The 15,227-nt window shown below is 64.0% G+C and carries 16 protein-coding genes, 1 tRNA gene, 1 pseudogene and 1 riboswitch; of the genes and pseudogenes, 6 read left to right on the top strand and 12 right to left on the bottom strand.

Annotation, left to right across the window (positions count from 1 at the left end):
* The first annotated feature begins 37 nt into the window (after positions 1 to 37).
* Entirely contained in the window at positions 38 to 841 is an 804-nt protein-coding gene (locus ACHMW7_RS15025) for a creatininase family protein (protein ID WP_395450978.1), read from the top strand.
* On the opposite strand, the gene ACHMW7_RS15020 is transcribed toward ACHMW7_RS15025, so the two are convergent.
* Both ACHMW7_RS15020 and cobD read right to left on the bottom strand, forming a co-directional pair.
* On the bottom strand, positions 838 to 1,341 hold the full coding sequence (locus tag ACHMW7_RS15020) for a tyrosine phosphatase family protein (RefSeq protein ID WP_395450977.1): 504 nt from the start codon (positions 1,339 to 1,341) through the stop codon (positions 838 to 840). The two genes, ACHMW7_RS15025 and ACHMW7_RS15020, sit on opposite strands and share 4 nt — an antisense overlap.
* Positions 1,338 to 2,390, bottom strand: coding sequence for a threonine-phosphate decarboxylase CobD (cobD, locus tag ACHMW7_RS15015; protein WP_395450976.1), 1,053 nt, complete (start codon positions 2,388 to 2,390; stop codon positions 1,338 to 1,340). The genes ACHMW7_RS15020 and cobD overlap by 4 nt, the downstream gene beginning before the upstream one ends.
* Between cobD and cbiB the strand changes: the two genes are divergently transcribed.
* Positions 2,389 to 3,354, top strand: coding sequence for an adenosylcobinamide-phosphate synthase CbiB (gene cbiB, locus ACHMW7_RS15010; RefSeq protein WP_395450975.1), 966 nt, complete (start codon positions 2,389 to 2,391; stop codon positions 3,352 to 3,354). The two genes, cobD and cbiB, sit on opposite strands and share 2 nt — an antisense overlap.
* Before the next feature lie 13 nt (positions 3,355 to 3,367).
* On the opposite strand, the gene cobO is transcribed toward cbiB, so the two are convergent.
* The 5 genes from cobO to ACHMW7_RS14985 all read right to left on the bottom strand — a co-directional run bounded on the left by cobO (position 3,368) and on the right by ACHMW7_RS14985 (position 6,452).
* Positions 3,368 to 3,985 (bottom strand): cob(I)yrinic acid a,c-diamide adenosyltransferase, encoded by a 618-nt coding sequence (gene cobO, locus ACHMW7_RS15005; RefSeq protein ID WP_395450974.1) that lies wholly within the window; start codon positions 3,983 to 3,985, stop codon positions 3,368 to 3,370.
* 1 nt (position 3,986) lies between these two features.
* Positions 3,987 to 4,496 carry a bifunctional adenosylcobinamide kinase/adenosylcobinamide-phosphate guanylyltransferase gene (cobU, locus tag ACHMW7_RS15000; protein WP_395450973.1) on the bottom strand — a complete coding sequence of 170 codons (510 nt, stop codon included), beginning with the start codon at positions 4,494 to 4,496 and terminating at the stop codon, positions 3,987 to 3,989.
* Positions 4,489 to 5,271, bottom strand: a complete 783-nt coding sequence (locus ACHMW7_RS14995; RefSeq protein ID WP_395450972.1) for a CbtA family protein — start codon at positions 5,269 to 5,271, stop codon at positions 4,489 to 4,491. Before ACHMW7_RS14995 ends, cobU begins: the two co-directional genes overlap by 8 nt.
* 16 nt (positions 5,272 to 5,287) lie before the next feature.
* Positions 5,288 to 5,464 carry a CbtB-domain containing protein gene (locus ACHMW7_RS14990; RefSeq protein WP_067960811.1) on the bottom strand — a complete coding sequence of 59 codons (177 nt, stop codon included), beginning with the start codon at positions 5,462 to 5,464 and terminating at the stop codon, positions 5,288 to 5,290.
* A 34-nt stretch (positions 5,465 to 5,498) separates the two neighbouring features.
* A riboswitch (cobalamin riboswitch) is annotated at positions 5,499 to 5,696 on the bottom strand.
* Positions 5,697 to 5,762: 66 nt separating this feature from the next.
* On the bottom strand, positions 5,763 to 6,452 hold the full coding sequence (locus ACHMW7_RS14985) for a gamma-glutamylcyclotransferase (protein WP_395450971.1): 690 nt from the start codon (positions 6,450 to 6,452) through the stop codon (positions 5,763 to 5,765).
* A gap of 116 nt (positions 6,453 to 6,568) precedes the next feature.
* Here ACHMW7_RS14985 and ACHMW7_RS14980 point away from each other — a divergent pair.
* Both ACHMW7_RS14980 and ACHMW7_RS14975 read left to right on the top strand, forming a co-directional pair.
* Positions 6,569 to 7,568, top strand: a pseudogene (locus tag ACHMW7_RS14980) (DUF1624 domain-containing protein).
* Positions 7,565 to 8,041 carry a methyltransferase family protein gene (locus tag ACHMW7_RS14975; protein WP_395450970.1) on the top strand — a complete coding sequence of 159 codons (477 nt, stop codon included), beginning with the start codon at positions 7,565 to 7,567 and terminating at the stop codon, positions 8,039 to 8,041. Before ACHMW7_RS14980 ends, ACHMW7_RS14975 begins: the two are co-directional and overlap by 4 nt.
* Here ACHMW7_RS14975 and ACHMW7_RS14970 read toward each other — a convergent pair.
* From ACHMW7_RS14970 to ACHMW7_RS14955, 4 genes are all read right to left on the bottom strand, one after another.
* Entirely contained in the window at positions 8,038 to 8,832 is a 795-nt protein-coding gene (locus ACHMW7_RS14970) for a type II CAAX prenyl endopeptidase Rce1 family protein (RefSeq protein ID WP_395450969.1), read from the bottom strand. The genes ACHMW7_RS14975 and ACHMW7_RS14970 overlap by 4 nt on opposite strands.
* Positions 8,833 to 8,925: 93 nt before the next feature.
* Entirely contained in the window at positions 8,926 to 9,312 is a 387-nt protein-coding gene (locus tag ACHMW7_RS14965; RefSeq protein WP_214388907.1) for a MerR family DNA-binding transcriptional regulator, read from the bottom strand.
* A gap of 161 nt (positions 9,313 to 9,473) precedes the next feature.
* The gene (gene mgtE, locus ACHMW7_RS14960) at positions 9,474 to 10,904 is read right to left on the bottom strand and encodes a magnesium transporter (protein ID WP_395450968.1); all 1,431 of its coding nucleotides are present in this window, start codon (positions 10,902 to 10,904) and stop codon (positions 9,474 to 9,476) included.
* A 126-nt stretch (positions 10,905 to 11,030) separates the two neighbouring features.
* Positions 11,031 to 11,453 carry a helix-turn-helix domain-containing protein gene (locus tag ACHMW7_RS14955; RefSeq protein ID WP_184767269.1) on the bottom strand — a complete coding sequence of 141 codons (423 nt, stop codon included), beginning with the start codon at positions 11,451 to 11,453 and terminating at the stop codon, positions 11,031 to 11,033.
* Positions 11,454 to 11,524: 71 nt separating this feature from the next.
* Here ACHMW7_RS14955 and ACHMW7_RS14950 point away from each other — a divergent pair, with 71 nt between their 5' ends.
* The gene (locus ACHMW7_RS14950; protein WP_395450967.1) at positions 11,525 to 13,822 is read left to right on the top strand and encodes a heavy metal translocating P-type ATPase; all 2,298 of its coding nucleotides are present in this window, start codon (positions 11,525 to 11,527) and stop codon (positions 13,820 to 13,822) included.
* A 333-nt stretch (positions 13,823 to 14,155) separates the two neighbouring features.
* Here the strand turns inward: ACHMW7_RS14950 and ACHMW7_RS14945 are convergent.
* A tRNA-Leu gene (locus ACHMW7_RS14945) sits at positions 14,156 to 14,240 on the bottom strand.
* Positions 14,241 to 14,449: 209 nt separating this feature from the next.
* Between ACHMW7_RS14945 and lipB the strand changes: the two genes are divergently transcribed.
* A complete protein-coding gene (gene lipB, locus ACHMW7_RS14940; RefSeq protein WP_395450966.1) occupies positions 14,450 to 15,190 on the top strand; it encodes a lipoyl(octanoyl) transferase LipB in 741 nt (246 codons plus the stop codon).
* Positions 15,191 to 15,227: the final 37 nt, after the last annotated feature.

The raw sequence follows: 15,227 nt of genomic DNA, 5'->3' as shown, positions 1-15,227 counted from the left end.
TCAGTCGAATGCGAGTTTCATGCGGCGAGGCCGGGCAGTGACGAAAAAGCAGCGACGCGTCTGGTGGGGCGACTTCAAGGCGGCCGATTTCACGGCGATCGATCCTGAAACGACCATCGCCGTCATCCCCGTTGCGGCCGTCGAGCAGCACGGGCCGCATCTGCCTGTGTCGACCGACCTGACGATCATGGAAGGCATGCTTTCGCAGGTCTTTTCGCGGCTTCCAGAAAACCTCGACGCTCGCTTCCTGCCGATCCAGGCTGTAGGCAAATCCGACGAGCACATCCATGCACCCGGCACGCTCAGCCTGCCGGCTAATATGCTGGTCGACGCCTGGACAGAACTCGGCGCGTCGGTTGCCCGGACAGGTATCCGCAAATTCGTGTTTGTCACCTCGCATGGTGGCAACGAAGAGGTGATGGGCATCGTCTCGCGCGAACTGCGCGTCCGCTTCGATGCCCTGTCGGTACGGTCGAGCTGGGGCCGTTTCGGCACTCCCGACGGCCTCTACCCTGCCCCCGAGATCCGGCTCGGTATCCATGGCGGCGACGTCGAGACATCGCTGATGCTGCACTTCCAGCCCGAGTTGGTCGACATGGCAAAGGCAGAGGATTTTGCCTCGAGCTTCGAGCGCGCCGAAGGTGAGTTCGAGTTACTGCGACCGCACGGCCCGCACGGTTTTTCCTGGATCGCTTCCGACCTCAATCCACATGGCGTCGTCGGCAATGCGGCAATCGCTACCGCAGAAAAAGGCCGCCTCACCGCAGCCCATCAGGCGGACGGTTTTGTCCGGCTGCTGCAGGACATCCGCAAGGCCAGGCTGGCCGACTGGATCGCCTAGACTTCAAGCCCGAACGGCACGCCTTCGAAACAGTCGGCACCGCGTCCGATAGCGGCGATAGCCGAGACCATCCGCCCGTTGCGGCCAAGGATCTGGTCCGCCACCGCGATCAGGCGCGGATTGGGTGTGGCCGTGGGTGAATGCCTGCGCAGCGTCGCCGCAAGCTCCACCTCGTCGCGCGAAGGATCGAGCGCCGCAGCAATGATGTAGGCGGACGCCGTCGAGCGGCTGACACCGGCCCAGCAATTGATCGCCAGCGGCCTCGACCTATCCCACGCACGGGCAAAGTCGAGCAATTGCCGCACATGCGCCTCACCAGGCAACGTCATGCCGTCCTGCGCGGTAGCGATGTCGTGCATGTTCATCAACAGGTGGTTTTCGGCGCGGATGGCCGCGGGCCGTGCCATCTCTGTCCCGACTGACAGTAGCGATATCAGCCGCACGGCACCGACGCGCACCACCGTTTCTTCGATCCTGGAGAGCGGGCTGACATAGATCATGGCTTGGTTTTCCCGTCCTGCCGGTCCTGCGCCCAGTCGCCCAACGCAACATCCAGCCGCCGCCATGCAACCTCGTGCCCCGGCAAGCCGCAACGCAGCTGCGTCGGCCGGTCAACAAAGCTGCGCACAAGAATGCCTTCTCGCCCCAACGCCCTGAACAGCCCGGCGGCATCAGGGATGTCGACATGGCGAAACAGCGACGTGCCACCAGTGACGATGACTCCAGCTCGCGCAAATGTCTGGTCGAGTCGATGCGCGGCCTGTCCGAGCGTGATGCGCATCTCGCGCTGCCAGTCAGTATCCGACAGCGCCTTGATGCCATATTCGAGCGACGGCACCGCCACCGACCAGGGACCCAGTTCCTCCTCCAGTCGCTCGGCGATGTCAGGATGGGCCAGCGCGAAGCCGAGCCGGATGCCGGCGAGCCCATAAAATTTGCCGAAGGAGCGCAGCACGACGATGCCGCCCTGCTCGACATCGCCGGCAAGGCTCTGCGCTTGCGGGCCGACATCCATGAACGCCTCGTCGACGACCAAAAGCCCGCCGCGCGCGCGCAGGCTGGCTGCCAGTTCGAGCAGGTCCGAGCGCTTGATAACGCGGCCGTCCGGATTGTTCGGATTGACCACAACGGCGAGGTCGGCGTCGAAAAGCTGGCTGAAATCGCTTGTCTCGGCCACCTGGTGACCGGCGATCGCTGCAGCCCGCGCGTGCTCCTGGTAGGTCGGCCCGAGCACGAAGGCGTGACCTGGCCGCACCAGCGAGGCGATGCGGGGCAGCAGAATCTGCGTGCCCGGCGCCGGCACCACATGGGCGGCCGAGGGCGCGCCATACGCAGTGGCGGCAACTGCTGCGAGGTCGCGCGCCCGGCCCGGCTCGGGCAGGCGCGACAAGGCTGTGGCAGGCAGCTCGAAAAGCGGATAGGAGTTTGGATTAATCCCGGTCGACAGGTCGACGAATGGTTCGGGCGCTCCCGGAAACAGCGCCCTCGCCCGTTCCAGGCTGCCGCCGTGGTCCACGGTCCCTGTCCTACGTCCTGCAAGAAGCGTCATGTCTTTTCCGCTCGCCTTCCTGTCGCTTCTGGTTGAACTCGGTCTCGGCTATCCGGACCGGCTTGTGCGCAAGATCGGTCATCCGGTGATCTGGATCGGCAAGCTGATATCCTTTCTCGACATCAGCCTCAACCGAGCCACCGATACCGACGCTCAGCGCCGCATCTGGGGCGTGGCCGCCCTCGTCGTCATCGTCACCGTGCCCGCCACAATCGCCTTCGCCATGGAGCGCCTGTTCGGTCTTGTCCCCTTCGGCATGCTTCTGACGGCCATCGCCGCTTCCACCCTCGTCGCCCAGCGCAGCCTCGGCAGCCACGTGAAGGCCGTGGCCGACGCGCTCGACAGCGGCGGCCTAGTTGCCGGCCGCAAGGCCGTCTCGCAGATCGTCGGCCGCGACCCCGAACGCCTGGACGTATCAGGCGTCAGCCGTGCCGCCATTGAGAGCCTGGCCGAAAACTTCTCCGACGGCATCACCGCACCTGCCTTCTGGCTCGCTATCTCAGGCTTCGCCGGAGGTGCTGCCTACAAGGCGGCCAACACCGCCGATTCGATGATCGGCCACCGCACCAGCCGCCACGAAGCCTTCGGCTGGGCCGCCGCCCGTTTCGACGACCTCATCAACCTGCCGGCCTCACGCCTGACCGCACTTGCCATCGTGCTCGCCGCCTTCCTCGTGCCCGGCGCCGAGCCGAAGGCCGCCTGGGAGGCCGTCTGGCGCGACGCCCAAAAACACCGTTCACCCAATGCCGGCTGGCCCGAGGCCGCCATGGCCGGTGCGCTCGGCCTCGCCCTTGCCGGGCCGCGTGCCTATGGCGGCGTTTTGGTCGAGGACGCCTTCATGGGATCAGGCGGCCGCCGTGACGCCAATGCCCACGACATCCGCGCAGCCCTGCGCCTCTACTGGACGGCTGACGCCATCCTTGTCGGCGCCATCGGCCTGGTCGGCTTTGCCATCTGGCTCTGACGCCGCCAGCCGCTCAGAACTCGATACCCTTCTGCGCCTTCACGCCTGACGCAAAATGATGCTTGGTGGCGCCCATCTCGGTCACCAGGTCGGCGGCCTCGACCAATGCTGCCTTGGCGTTGCGGCCGGTAACCACGACATGCAGCCCCTCGCGCCGGCCCTTGAGCGCAGCAACCACGGCTTCAAGGTCGAGATAGTCGTAGCGCAGCGCGATGTTGAGCTCGTCGAGCACGACAAGCGAAATGCTCGGATCGGCCAGAAGCTCCTGCGCCTTGGCCCATGCTGCTTCGGCAGCGGCGATGTCGCGCTTGATGTCCTGTGTCTCCCAGGTGAAGCCCTCGCCCATCGTGTGCCAGACAACGCGATCGCCGAAGGCGGCGAAGGCATCCTGTTCTCCCGAATGCCAGGCGCCCTTGATGAACTGCACGACGCCAACCCGCTGGCCATAACCCAGCATGCGCAGCGCCAGACCGAATGCGGCCGTCGACTTGCCCTTGCCGGGACCTGTGTTGACGATCAGCAGCCCCTTCTCGACGATGGTCTTGCCGGCGACCTCGGCATCCTGAACCGCCTTGCGCTTGGCCATCTTGGCGCGGTGGCGTTCGGCTTCCTGCTCGTCGATCGTCTTCATCTCATTTCACCTTCATCGGCAGGCCGGCGACCAGAAACAGCACCTCTTCGGCCACGGCCGCCACCTTCTGATTGAGCCTGCCGGCATCGTCACGAAAACGGCGGGCCAGTGCATTGTCGGGCACGATGCCGAGCCCGACCTCGTTGGAGACCACGAACCACGGCCCGCGCGGACGCGACAGCACCTCGACGAGCGCCGCACATTCGGCCTCGACGTCATGATCGGCCAGCATATGATTGGTAATCCAGAGCGTCAGGCAGTCGACCAAGACAGGCGCGCCATCAGGCAGGCTGGCAAGCGCGCCCACCAAATCCAGCGGCGCGTCGAGCGTCCGCCAGCCCTCGCCGCGGCGGCCGCGATGGATCGAAATGCGCTCGCGCATCTCGTCGTCATAAGCCTGCGCCGTGGCGACATACGACCACGGCGCAGGACATTGCGTGATGAGCCGCTCGGCATGCGCGCTCTTTCCAGAGCGCGCACCGCCGAGCAGGAAGGTCAGCTTCTCAGGCAAGGCGGCCGTTCAGCGACGGCGCCGGCTCGCTCATGAAGCGGCTACGCACATAGCCTGCCACAGCGCCCAGCACGACCCAGAACACCAGATTGGTGATGGTGACGGCGACGACGAAGCTGTGGTGCAGGTCGGCCGGGATCGGCGACTCGTGGCTTTCCGGTTGCGGCGCACCGACGATGTGCGGCACGACGATCAGCGCGACGCCGAGGATCGCCAGCGGCAACGACTGCTTGAAGGCGATCAGCGCCAGCCCGGCTGCGGTGGCGGCAACGGTCAGCGCCCACCAGATCTGGCGAGAGACAAGATCGGCGGCAGGCATCGCCGGCAGTTCCGGCGGCAGGCCAAGACCGGGAGCCAGGGTGAACACGGCAAAGCCGGCAAAGCCCCAGAACACGCCCTGGCGCCAGTTGGCGATGCCACCGGCAAACTCGGAAACGGCGACCAGGATCAGGCCGAAAGCGATGCCGCTGACGATGTTGGCGAGCGCCGAATAGGCAAAACGCTCAGCGCCATCGGCCGGAGCCCATGCTTCGGCTTCTTCTTCGGCTGGCGCCGCAGCCTGTGCCGCAGTGGTTTCGGCGCCGGCCGCAGGGGCGGTCGCCTCAGTGCCGGCAACTGGTGCGGCGGCATGCTCATGGCCGCCGCCGGCATTCTCATAGGTCTCCGCCTTGAAGATCAGCGGATCGGTTGCATAGGTCTGGAGTGCGGCAAGGACCACGCCGGCCAATAGCCCGCTGATCGCCGCGATGAACACGACGTTTCTGAAGATGGACATTGTTGGATCGCCTTGGTTAGTGGCAGGGGAAAGCCATCGAGTGGCGATAGTCGTGGGCAGCGTTGTGCACCACGTCCATATGCGAGAACCCGAGGAAGCCAACAACGAAAAGGCCGAGCAGCGCGGCAAGCGCCAGCTGCATGCTACGCGACTGCGAAGAGACGTCGGTGCCGAGAGCAGAAACAGTGTTCATCATAAGTCCTTTCGCCCTCCACCCGAGGGCACAGAGATAAGTGCCTGTCGCCGGCAGGTCTCCTGGCTTGCGGATCGGCACCCTTCCCCGCCTTCCCGAAGCAAGCTTCAGTGGCATTTGGGGAGAGCTAACCGCATACAGTTGCGGGGGCAGCCACGGCTTCGGACCTTCAAATGGCCCTTACCGCATTCCCTCTTGATTCCGTAACGGAACCGACGACGCCGCAACTATAGAAACAAATGGCTTGGGCGGCAAACCAAATTCCGACGCCAGACGGCGCGAATGCGGCTTTTGGCGATCAGCTACGCGCCGCGATTCGCTCGGCGACCAGATGCTGCAGCCGCCACATATGCCGGTCGTGGATCGCCCGCTGTTCGAGGTTCTTGACCACATTGTAGAGATAGTCTGCCGCCGATCCCCAGTGACCGCAGGTCGTCGCCAGCCGCTCCACGACCTCGTCCTCGCCAAGCGCGCCGGCATAGGCGCGGCCACCGCGATTGACGACGAAAGCAAGCGCGGTCAGGGGGCCATTGTCGGTGGCGAGATTCAGCCAGCGCGGTTTGTAGGTCGAGGGCTTCAGCGTCATTTCGCGGCGGAACAGCTTGTCGAGCTGCTCGCGGCGGTCGCCGTCCGTGAGCCTGAGCGCCACGCCCTTGCACTGGCCGCCGCGATCCATGCCCATCATCAGGCCGGGCTGCTCCCTGGTGGCGCGCCAGCGGTTCATGCTGATGCAAAACGAGCGGTGCCAGCCGCGCGCCAGCGCCACCTTTTCTTCAGTGTGCTCGATCTCGGGCTTCCAGATCAGCGAACCATAAGCGAACAGCCACAACGGCCCGCCCTCCGGATGTTCGGCAAGCGTTTCGTTGATCATCGCTTCATAGTCGGCATCGTCGAGATGCACTGCGTCGGGGTCGGGCCCCGAATCGGCGACCTCGCGATAGCAACGGCCCACCAGTTCTTCCGTCAGCGACATCATCCGTCCGGTCATTCCCGCCCCTTCAATTGCCTGTGCACGACCGGCCGTCCGGCTCTCTTCCGCCCCGCTTCAACCATGATAGTGCTGCATGGGCGCTGCAACACCCGAAAACGCAAAAGCGAATGACCATGACGATGCAACCGAGCCCTGAACAAGTTCAAGCCCCCTTCCGGCGCGTGTCGGTCATCGACATCGCCCGTGGCGTGGCCCTTGTCGCCATGGCGATCTACCACTTCGCCTGGGATCTCGAATTCTTCGGTTATGCCGACCCGGGCATGACCGCCTATGGCAACTGGAAGCTGTTCGCCCGCTGCATCGCCTCGAGCTTCCTGTTCCTCGTCGGCGTCAGCCTGGTGCTGGCACATGCCAAGGGCATCCGCTGGCCCGGATATTTCAGGCGGCTCGCCATGGTGGTGGCGGCGGCGCTGGCGATCACCGTCGCAACATGGTTCGCCACCCCCGACACCTTCATTTTCTTCGGCATCCTGCACCATATCGCCCTGGCGAGCGTTCTTGGCCTTGCCTTCCTGCGCCTGCCACCACTGTTGACGCTGGTCATCGCCGCTTTGGTCGTCATCGCTCCCAACTATCTGCGCTCGGAAGCCTTCAACCACCCGGCGCTGGTCTGGATCGGACTGTCCACCGCCAACCCGCGCTCCAACGATTTCGTCCCGCTGTTTCCCTTCTTCGGTGCGGTGCTGGCCGGCATCGGCATAGCCGGGCTAGCGCTCAAGGCAGGCCTGATCGAAAAAATGTCGCGGCTGCAGCCTGGCGCATGGTCGCGTCCGCTGTCCTTCTTCGGCCGCCACAGCCTTGCATTCTACCTCATTCATCAGCCGGTGATGATCTCGCTGGTCTGGCTCTTCGCCCCAGGTCTTCCCCGCCCCGGTAGAAACCCGCGAAGTCACCTTCCTGAAATCCTGCCAGCTTTCATGCGAGCAGAGCCGCGACACTGATTTCTGCTCGCGCTACTGTGTCTGCATGCTCGACGAATTGCAGAAAGATGATTCGTTCGACCGGCTCTATGCCGCCGACCAGAGTCCGGAGCTCAAGGCGCATGTCGGCCAGACCGCTGCCATGTGCACGACCAGCACCGACAATCAGACGATACCAGGAGGAGCGCAGTGACAGACCTCAACGCCGCCCCTAGCAAGGTGCCCTGGCCGCCGATCATTTACCTCGCAGCCATCGCTATGGCTGTGGTGCTGGGACTGCTTTATCCCTTGCCATGGATCACCGAGCCGCTGTCGGACCTGCTTTATGCCGCCGGCTGGCTGGCAGTGGCAGGCGTCATTGCGATGTATTATTCCGCCATGCAGACGCTGAAGCGTGCCAAGACCACCATCCGCCCCGACAGGCCGTCGGAGCATCTGGTCACCTCAGGTGCCTTTTCCTTCACCCGCAACCCGATCTACTTCGCCAACACGCTGCTGATGATCGCCATCGGGCTGATCACAGCCAATGTCTGGTTCATCATCCTTGCCGTGATCGCGGCCTTTGCCACGCAAAAGCTCGCCATCGTGCCAGAGGAAAAGCACCTGCAGGCTCGCTTCGGCAAGAAATACATCGACTACACGAAGAAAGTTCGGCGCTGGATCTAGCTCGTGACAACGGTTGCGTCGTGGCCGCGGAAGCTGTGCGTTCCATACGCAGCAACGATCGCGAGTGCGACCGCCAGCCAGAGCATCAAGCCGATCCACTGATGCTGGACTGCATCGCTGCCCTCAAACACGCGACCGAGAAACCGGACGCTGTTCTGGTGCGATGCATGCATGAGGATCGCCGGCAGCACGCTTCCCGCCGAGTTCTGGTACAGCCACGTGAACACCACCGCCGCTGCCATGACGTTGAGCGCGCTGGAAATGCCGTAGTCGTTCAGTAACAGCAGGGGCAAGTGCCAGGCCGCCCAGATCAATCCGAGCACCAGACTTGCAATCAGCGCTCCGTGATCGTGCAGAAACGCCGGCAGCGCGAAACCCCGCCAGCCAGGTTCCTCGCCAAGCGGACCGCTGAAGACCAGCAGCAGCGCAACCATGACGGCGATTTCCGCAATCGCAGGCACGTTCGCCCAATTTGGCGGCGCGGCCCCAAACAAGGGGTTGAGCCAGATTGCGAGCAGTTGCACCACCACCGGCATGCCAATCGCCACCAAGTACCACACGGGAGGCACACGCCATTTCACCACCGACGCAAGCAGGGCACGGACCTTCGGCCAACCGCCCAGAATGGCCGAAATGACCAAGGCAGAGACAAATGGGCCGAATGTGAACCAGGCGATGGCTTCGCCACCTGCCTGATAGAATGGGATGAAGGCTATCCAGGTGATCGCGAATGCCAGCAGCACGAAGCTCACGACGGGCCAACCGCGAACCATCCTGACGAGCATCGACATCGGAGCTACTCCCGAAGGGCAGCCAACCATACCACAATGCCGTTGGTGAGTCCGAACCACCAAGGGGCGGATGACCCGCTCGGCTATCGGCTGTCAGGTGTTGACGCCCAACTCGACCAACCGTTCAACACAGGACTCTTCGGCCTGGTCAAGTTCGGCCAGCGTCTCCTCGAGATCGCGACGCTTCTGACGCAGATCTTCGCGCTTTTCCTCGATGCGCTTGATCATCAGCTTGAGTTGACCGACCTCGCCGGGCGGTTCGCGATACATCTGGATGATCTCGCGGATCTCGTTGATCGAGAAGCCGAGCCGCTTGCCGCGCATGATCTGGCGAATGAGCTGCCGGTCAGACGGTCGGAACAGCCGGGTGCGACCGCGGCGGACCGGCTGCACCAGCCCCTCGTCTTCGTAAAAGCGCAGCGTTCGCGTCGAAATATCGAATTCGCGGGTCAGTTCGGTGATCGAATAATATTCCCGCATCGTCTCTCCACCCGGCGGACGTATCGCCCCGCCTTGAAATCATGCCGGGCACTAGCCGAGGCGCTACACCGGGCAACGGTGAGCGCCGCGCGGCCAAAAGGACCATCGCTGATCCCCAAGGAGTCTCGCACGCGATTTACGTAAAAGTCAATCGAGCACGACTAACCTGCCGCCGCGCCGAGATGCAGCCACCAGGTGGCGAGGCTGAGGAAGGCGAGGAAGCCAATAACGTCGGTGATCATCGTGGTGAAGATCGACGATGAGATCGCCGGATCGGCGCCGAATTTGTCCAGCAGCAGCGGGATCAGGATGCCGCCGAGCGCTGCCGCCAGCATGTTGAGAACCATCGCCGCGGCGATGACAAAGCCGAGGTCCGGATTGTGAAACCACAGGCCGGCGACAAGCCCGAGGATGGTCGCAATCACCACGCCATTGAGCAGGCCCACCATCACCTCGCGGCGGATGACGCGCCCGGCATTGTAGATGTCGAGGTCGCGGGTGGCGAGTGCGCGCACAGTCACCGTCATCGTCTGGGTGCCGGCGTTGCCGCCAAGCGAGGCGACGATCGGCATCAGCGCCGCCAGCGCCACCATCTCCTCGATCGTCGCGCCGAACTGGCTGATGACGGAGGCCGAGATGAAGGCGGTGCCCAGATTGACGAGCAGCCACGGCACCCGCGAGCGCGAAGTCGCGGCCACCGTGTCGGACAGCTCTTCGTCACCGACACCGCCCATGCGCAGCAGATCCTCCTCGGCTTCCTGCTGGATGACGTCGACAACGTCGTCGATGGTCAGGACGCCGACCAGCCGCTCATTCTCGTCGACGACGGCGGCCGAGAGCAGATCGTATTGCTCGAATTCGCGCGCCGCCTCTTCCTGGTCCATCGTGGCCGGAATGGCATGACGCGTTTCGTGCATCACCTCTTCGATCTTGACCGCGCGCTTGGTGCGCAGGATCTGGTCGAGGTCAACGGCGCCGAGCAGCTTGAAGGTTGGATCGATGACAAAAACCTGGCTGAAACGATCAGGCAAGTCCTTGTCGTCACGCAGATAGTCGATGGTCTGTCCGACGGTCCAGAATGGCGGCACCGCGACGAACTCGGTCTGCATGCGCCGACCGGCCGATTCCTCGGGATAGTCGAGCGAGCGACGCAGCCTGATGCGCTCGGTGAACGGCAGTTGCGCCAGGATCTCGTCCTGGTCCTCGGTGTCTAGGTCTTCCAGGATGTAGACCGCGTCGTCGGAATCGAGTTCCTGGACGGCCTGGGCGATCTGCGCGTTGGGCAGGTTGTCGACGATATCGAGGCGGATCGCCTCGTCGACCTCGGTCAGCGCCGAGAAGTCGAAATCCGAGCCCATCAGTTCGACCAGCGCCAGCCGCTGCTCAGGCAGCAGGGCTTCGAGCAGGTCGCCGAGTTCGGACTGGTGCAGGACGGAGACGTCGCGCTTCAGCGTCAGCGTGTCGCGGTCGGCGATCGCAGCGCCGATATGCGCCAGGAACGGCGCAAGGATCACCCCGTCATCGCCATAGATTTCGGCGCGGACAGCGTCAGCGGCGTCGGCGCCGTGCATATGGTCGTGTCGGGCTTCCATCGGCGCTTCCCGCTTGCGGATTTCGGGATTCGAGGTGGGTTATCCCTAGCCCGCAAAGGGCCGGAATATCAAATGAAATACTGCCCGACCAATCGGCATCAAACATGCAGTTGGCGGCTGTTTCAATCAGGCCACATGCTCGCTGACACATTGCCTGTGATCGGCCAGCACTTCGATGATACGGCAGTCGCAGATACGGCCATGGCCACACTCGTCGATCATGCGCGACAGCTCGCCACGCAGCGCCTGCAGCCGCTCGATGCGCCGGTCGACCTCCCGCAAATGCGACTTGGCGATACTGTCGGCCTGGTGGCACGAGGCCTGCGGCTCCTGCGACATGACAAGCAGTTCCCTGATGTGGTCGACCTCGAAACCGAGTTCGCGGGCATGGCGGATGAAGTTGAGCCGGTCGATCTCGGCCTTGCCATAGCGGCGCTGGTTGCCCTCGGTGCGCGGCGGCGCGGCGATCAGGCCGATCTGTTCATAGAAGCGGATCGTCGGCACTTTCACGCCGGTGCGCCGCGCCAGTTCGCCAATTGGCAGATTCATCGAAAAACCCCTTGATCCTCTAGTGGCTAGAGATTCTAGCATTGCTTCATAGTGGATTGAAAGGACCCATCATGAACGATGCCAGCCACGGCAAAACACGCTTCCGCGTTGGCGGTATGGATTGCGCCTCTTGCGCGACCAAGATCGAGAACGCGGTCAGCCGCCTGCCCGGCATCACCGAGGTCGGCATTTCGGTTTCCGCCGGCACGATGACTGTGTCGCATCAGGGACCGGCACCTTCCGCCGCGATCTCGAAACAGGTGAAGGCGCTCGGCTACTCCGTCGCCGAACTGGGCGCCGCCCGCAGCGCGGAGGCAAACGACCACAAGCACGGCCCCTCCTGCGGCCACGATCACAGCCATGGCGGCCACGCCAGCCATGATCACGGCAACCATGCTGGGCATGATCACGCTGGGCATGACCATGGCGATCACTCTGGACACAACCATGGCAGGCCGGCAGCGGACGCCGCAAGCGCCGGCCACGATCATTTCGATCTCGACGATGGCCCGTGGTGGCAATCGCGCAAGGCCAAACTGACGATCGCCTGCGGCGCAGCCCTTGTCGCCGCCTATGCCATCGGCCAGTTGCTGCCCCAGCTCGGCCATTGGGCGTTTTTGGCTGCCCTTGCGGTCGGGTTGGTGCCAGTGGCGCGCCGCGCTTTTGTCGGCGCTATCACCGGCACGCCATTCTCGATCGAGACGCTGATGACCATCGCTGCCGTGGGCGCCGTGTTCATCGGCGCCACCGAAGAAGCAACGATGGTCGTGCTGCTGTTTCTCATCGGCGAATTGCTGGAAGGCGTCGCCGCTCGCCGTGCGCGGGCCAGCATTCGCGGACTAGCCGATCTTGTCCCCAAGACCGCGCTGGTCGAGGAAGGCGGCACGACCCGTGAAATCGCAGCCGATGCGCTTCAGGTCGGTGCGATCATGCTCGTCCGGCCTGGCGACCGCGTTGCTGCCGACGGCACCATCGTCGAAGGTTCGAGCACGCTCGACGAAGCTCCAGTCACCGGCGAGAGCGTGCCCAAACTAAAGACCATGGGCGACGACGTCTTTGCCGGCACGATCAACACCGATGCGGTGCTCAGGGTCCGTGTCACCGCCGCTGCCGCCGACAACACCATCGCCCGTGTCATCAAGCTGGTCGAAGAGGCTCAAGAGAGCAAGGCGCCGACCGAACGTTTCATCGACCGCTTCTCGCGTTATTACACTCCGGCTGTGCTGGTCGTCGGCGCACTTGTCGCCATCCTGCCACCGCTTGTCGCCGGCGGTTCATGGGAAGAATGGATCTACAAGGGTCTCGCCATCCTGTTGATCGGCTGCCCCTGCGCGCTGGTCATCTCGACGCCCGCCGCAATTGCCGCCGGCCTGTCCGCCGGCGCCCGGCGCGGCCTGCTGCTCAAGGGCGGCGCGGTGCTCGAAGGCATGCGCCGCGTGACCATGGTCGCGCTCGACAAGACCGGCACGCTGACCGAAGGCAAACCCAAGGTCACCGACATTGTCGGCGTCGACTGTTCCGAAGCCAAGGTCCTGTCGCTGGCAGCCGCCTTGGAGACAGGCTCCAGCCATCCGCTGGCGCTCGCCATCCTGGGCCGCGCCAAGGCAGACGGCGTGCCGATCCCCCCGGCCAGCGTCGCCAAGGCAATCGCCGGCAAAGGTGTCACCGCCACGGTCGGCGGCGAAGACGTGTTCCTGGCTTCGCCGAGCGCTGCCGAAGAAATGGCCGGACTGTCTGCCGAGCTGAAGAGCCAGATCGCCGTCTTCAACGCCGACGGCAAGACCGTTTCGGTGCTGCTGGTCGACAACAAGGTCGCGGGCATCCTCGCCATGCGCGACGAACCGCGCCCAGATGCCATCGCGGCTCTCGCCACCCTCAAGGCCGACGGCATCGCCACCGTGATGCTGACTGGCGACAACGAGGCGACGGCGAAAGCGATCGGCAAGGGTCTCGGCATCAACATCCGCGCCGGCCTGATGCCCGACGACAAACAGCGCATCGTGCGTGAGTTGCAGAAGCAGGGCCAGATTGTCGCCAAGGTCGGCGACGGCATCAACGACGCCCCTGCTCTTGCCGCTGCTGATTTCGGCATCGCCATGGGCGGCGGCACCGATGTTGCGCTGGAAACCGCCGACGCCGCGATCCTGCATGGCCGCGTCGCCGACATCCCCGACATGATCGCGCTGTCGAAGTCCGTGATGGGCAACATCGCCCAGAACATCACCATCGCGCTTGGCCTCAAGGCGGTGTTCCTGGTGACCACCATCATCGGCCTGACGGGGCTTTGGCCAGCGATCCTCGCCGACACCGGCGCCACTGTGCTTGTCACCGCCAACGCCATGCGCCTGCTTGCCTGGCGCGGTCGCTAAGAAGACCTCCTCACAGGACCTGCCCGGGGCCATTTGATGGCTCCGGGCAACCGTATCAAAGCGGCAAAACCGCCGCCGCCTGTACCTAAACTCGACACGTCAAAAGCTGGAGCCGAATTGGCGACGGCTAGGCAGCATAGCAAAGCGCTCCCTGCGCGCCTCAGGACGCGCCGCAACGCAACATCCTGGATCGCAGGCATCGCGACCAACTGCAGCAAAGCTGCACAATCTTCTGTAAAGTCTTGGAAAAAGCCGGCTGGCCCGGCGAGGCTCAAGCTCCCCAGCCCGGCTGGTACAGCTTGCTCAGATGATTGGTAGTCATCTGAAAAGTGATGGTGCGGTCGAGAAGACTCGAACTTCCACGGGTTGCCCCACAGCGACCTCAACGCTGCGCGTCTACCAATTCCGCCACGACCGCACTGTCACGAAGGGCCGGTCCGAACCGGCTCGCGGCATGTAGCAAATCGTTTCCGGGGAAACAAGCGCCCTGTGCAATATTCGTCCATCATTCTTGCATGCCCCAGCGGAAGTCCCTGACGGCAGCCGCCAATAGCCGGCTTTCCAGGCTCAGGCACTGGACGTTCCGGCCCCGAGCAGCCATATCAGGTCGACGAACGGACCCCCAACATGACCGAACGCAGCCTTATCGCCACGTCGTTTCTCGCCCTTCCCGGCTCAGCGCCCGTCGAATGGCGAATCGAGCCCGGTCTCACCCCCTATGATCAGGCGCTCGCCTTCATGGAACAGCGCGCCGATGCGATTCGCCAGGGCACATCAGGCGAAATGGTCTGGCTGGTCGAGCATCCGCCAATCTACACCGCCGGCACCAGCGCCCAGGAACAGGATCTGGTCGAGCCCGACCGCTTTCCGGTGTTCAAGACCGGCCGCGGTGGCGAATACACCTATCACGGCCCCGGCCAGCGCGTGGCCTATGTCATGCTCGACCTCAAGCGCCGGCGCGAAGACGTTCGCGCCTTCGTCGCGGCGCTCGAAGCCTGGATCATTTCAGCCCTTGCCGCCTTCAACGTGAAAGGCGAACGCCGCGAGGACCGCGTCGGTGTTTGGGTCGTCCGCCCCGACCGCCCCGCTCTACCCGACGGCTCGCCGGCGGAAGACAAGATCGCGGCCATCGGCATCCGCCTGCGCCGCTGGGTCAGCTTCCACGGCATCGCCATCAATGTTGAACCGGAACTCGGCCACTTCTCCGGCATCGTGCCTTGCGGAGTCATTGATCACGGCGTCACCAGTCTCGTCGACCTCGGCCTTCCAGTGACGATGGCCGACCTCGACGTCGCGCTCAAAGGTGCCTTCGAGGAGATTTTCGGGCCGGCCGACATCGTTTCCGCCCCGGTTCGGAAAACGGCCTGAGGCCACCTCCCTGGCGCGCCGGTCGACGCGCTTCATC

It is taken from the genome of Aminobacter sp. UC22_36 (assembly GCF_044056035.1).
Classification (GTDB): Bacteria; Pseudomonadota; Alphaproteobacteria; order Rhizobiales; family Rhizobiaceae; genus Aminobacter.
The sequence above is the reverse complement of the archived record's forward strand: the minus strand, read 5'-3'. Positions and strand labels throughout refer to the sequence as shown.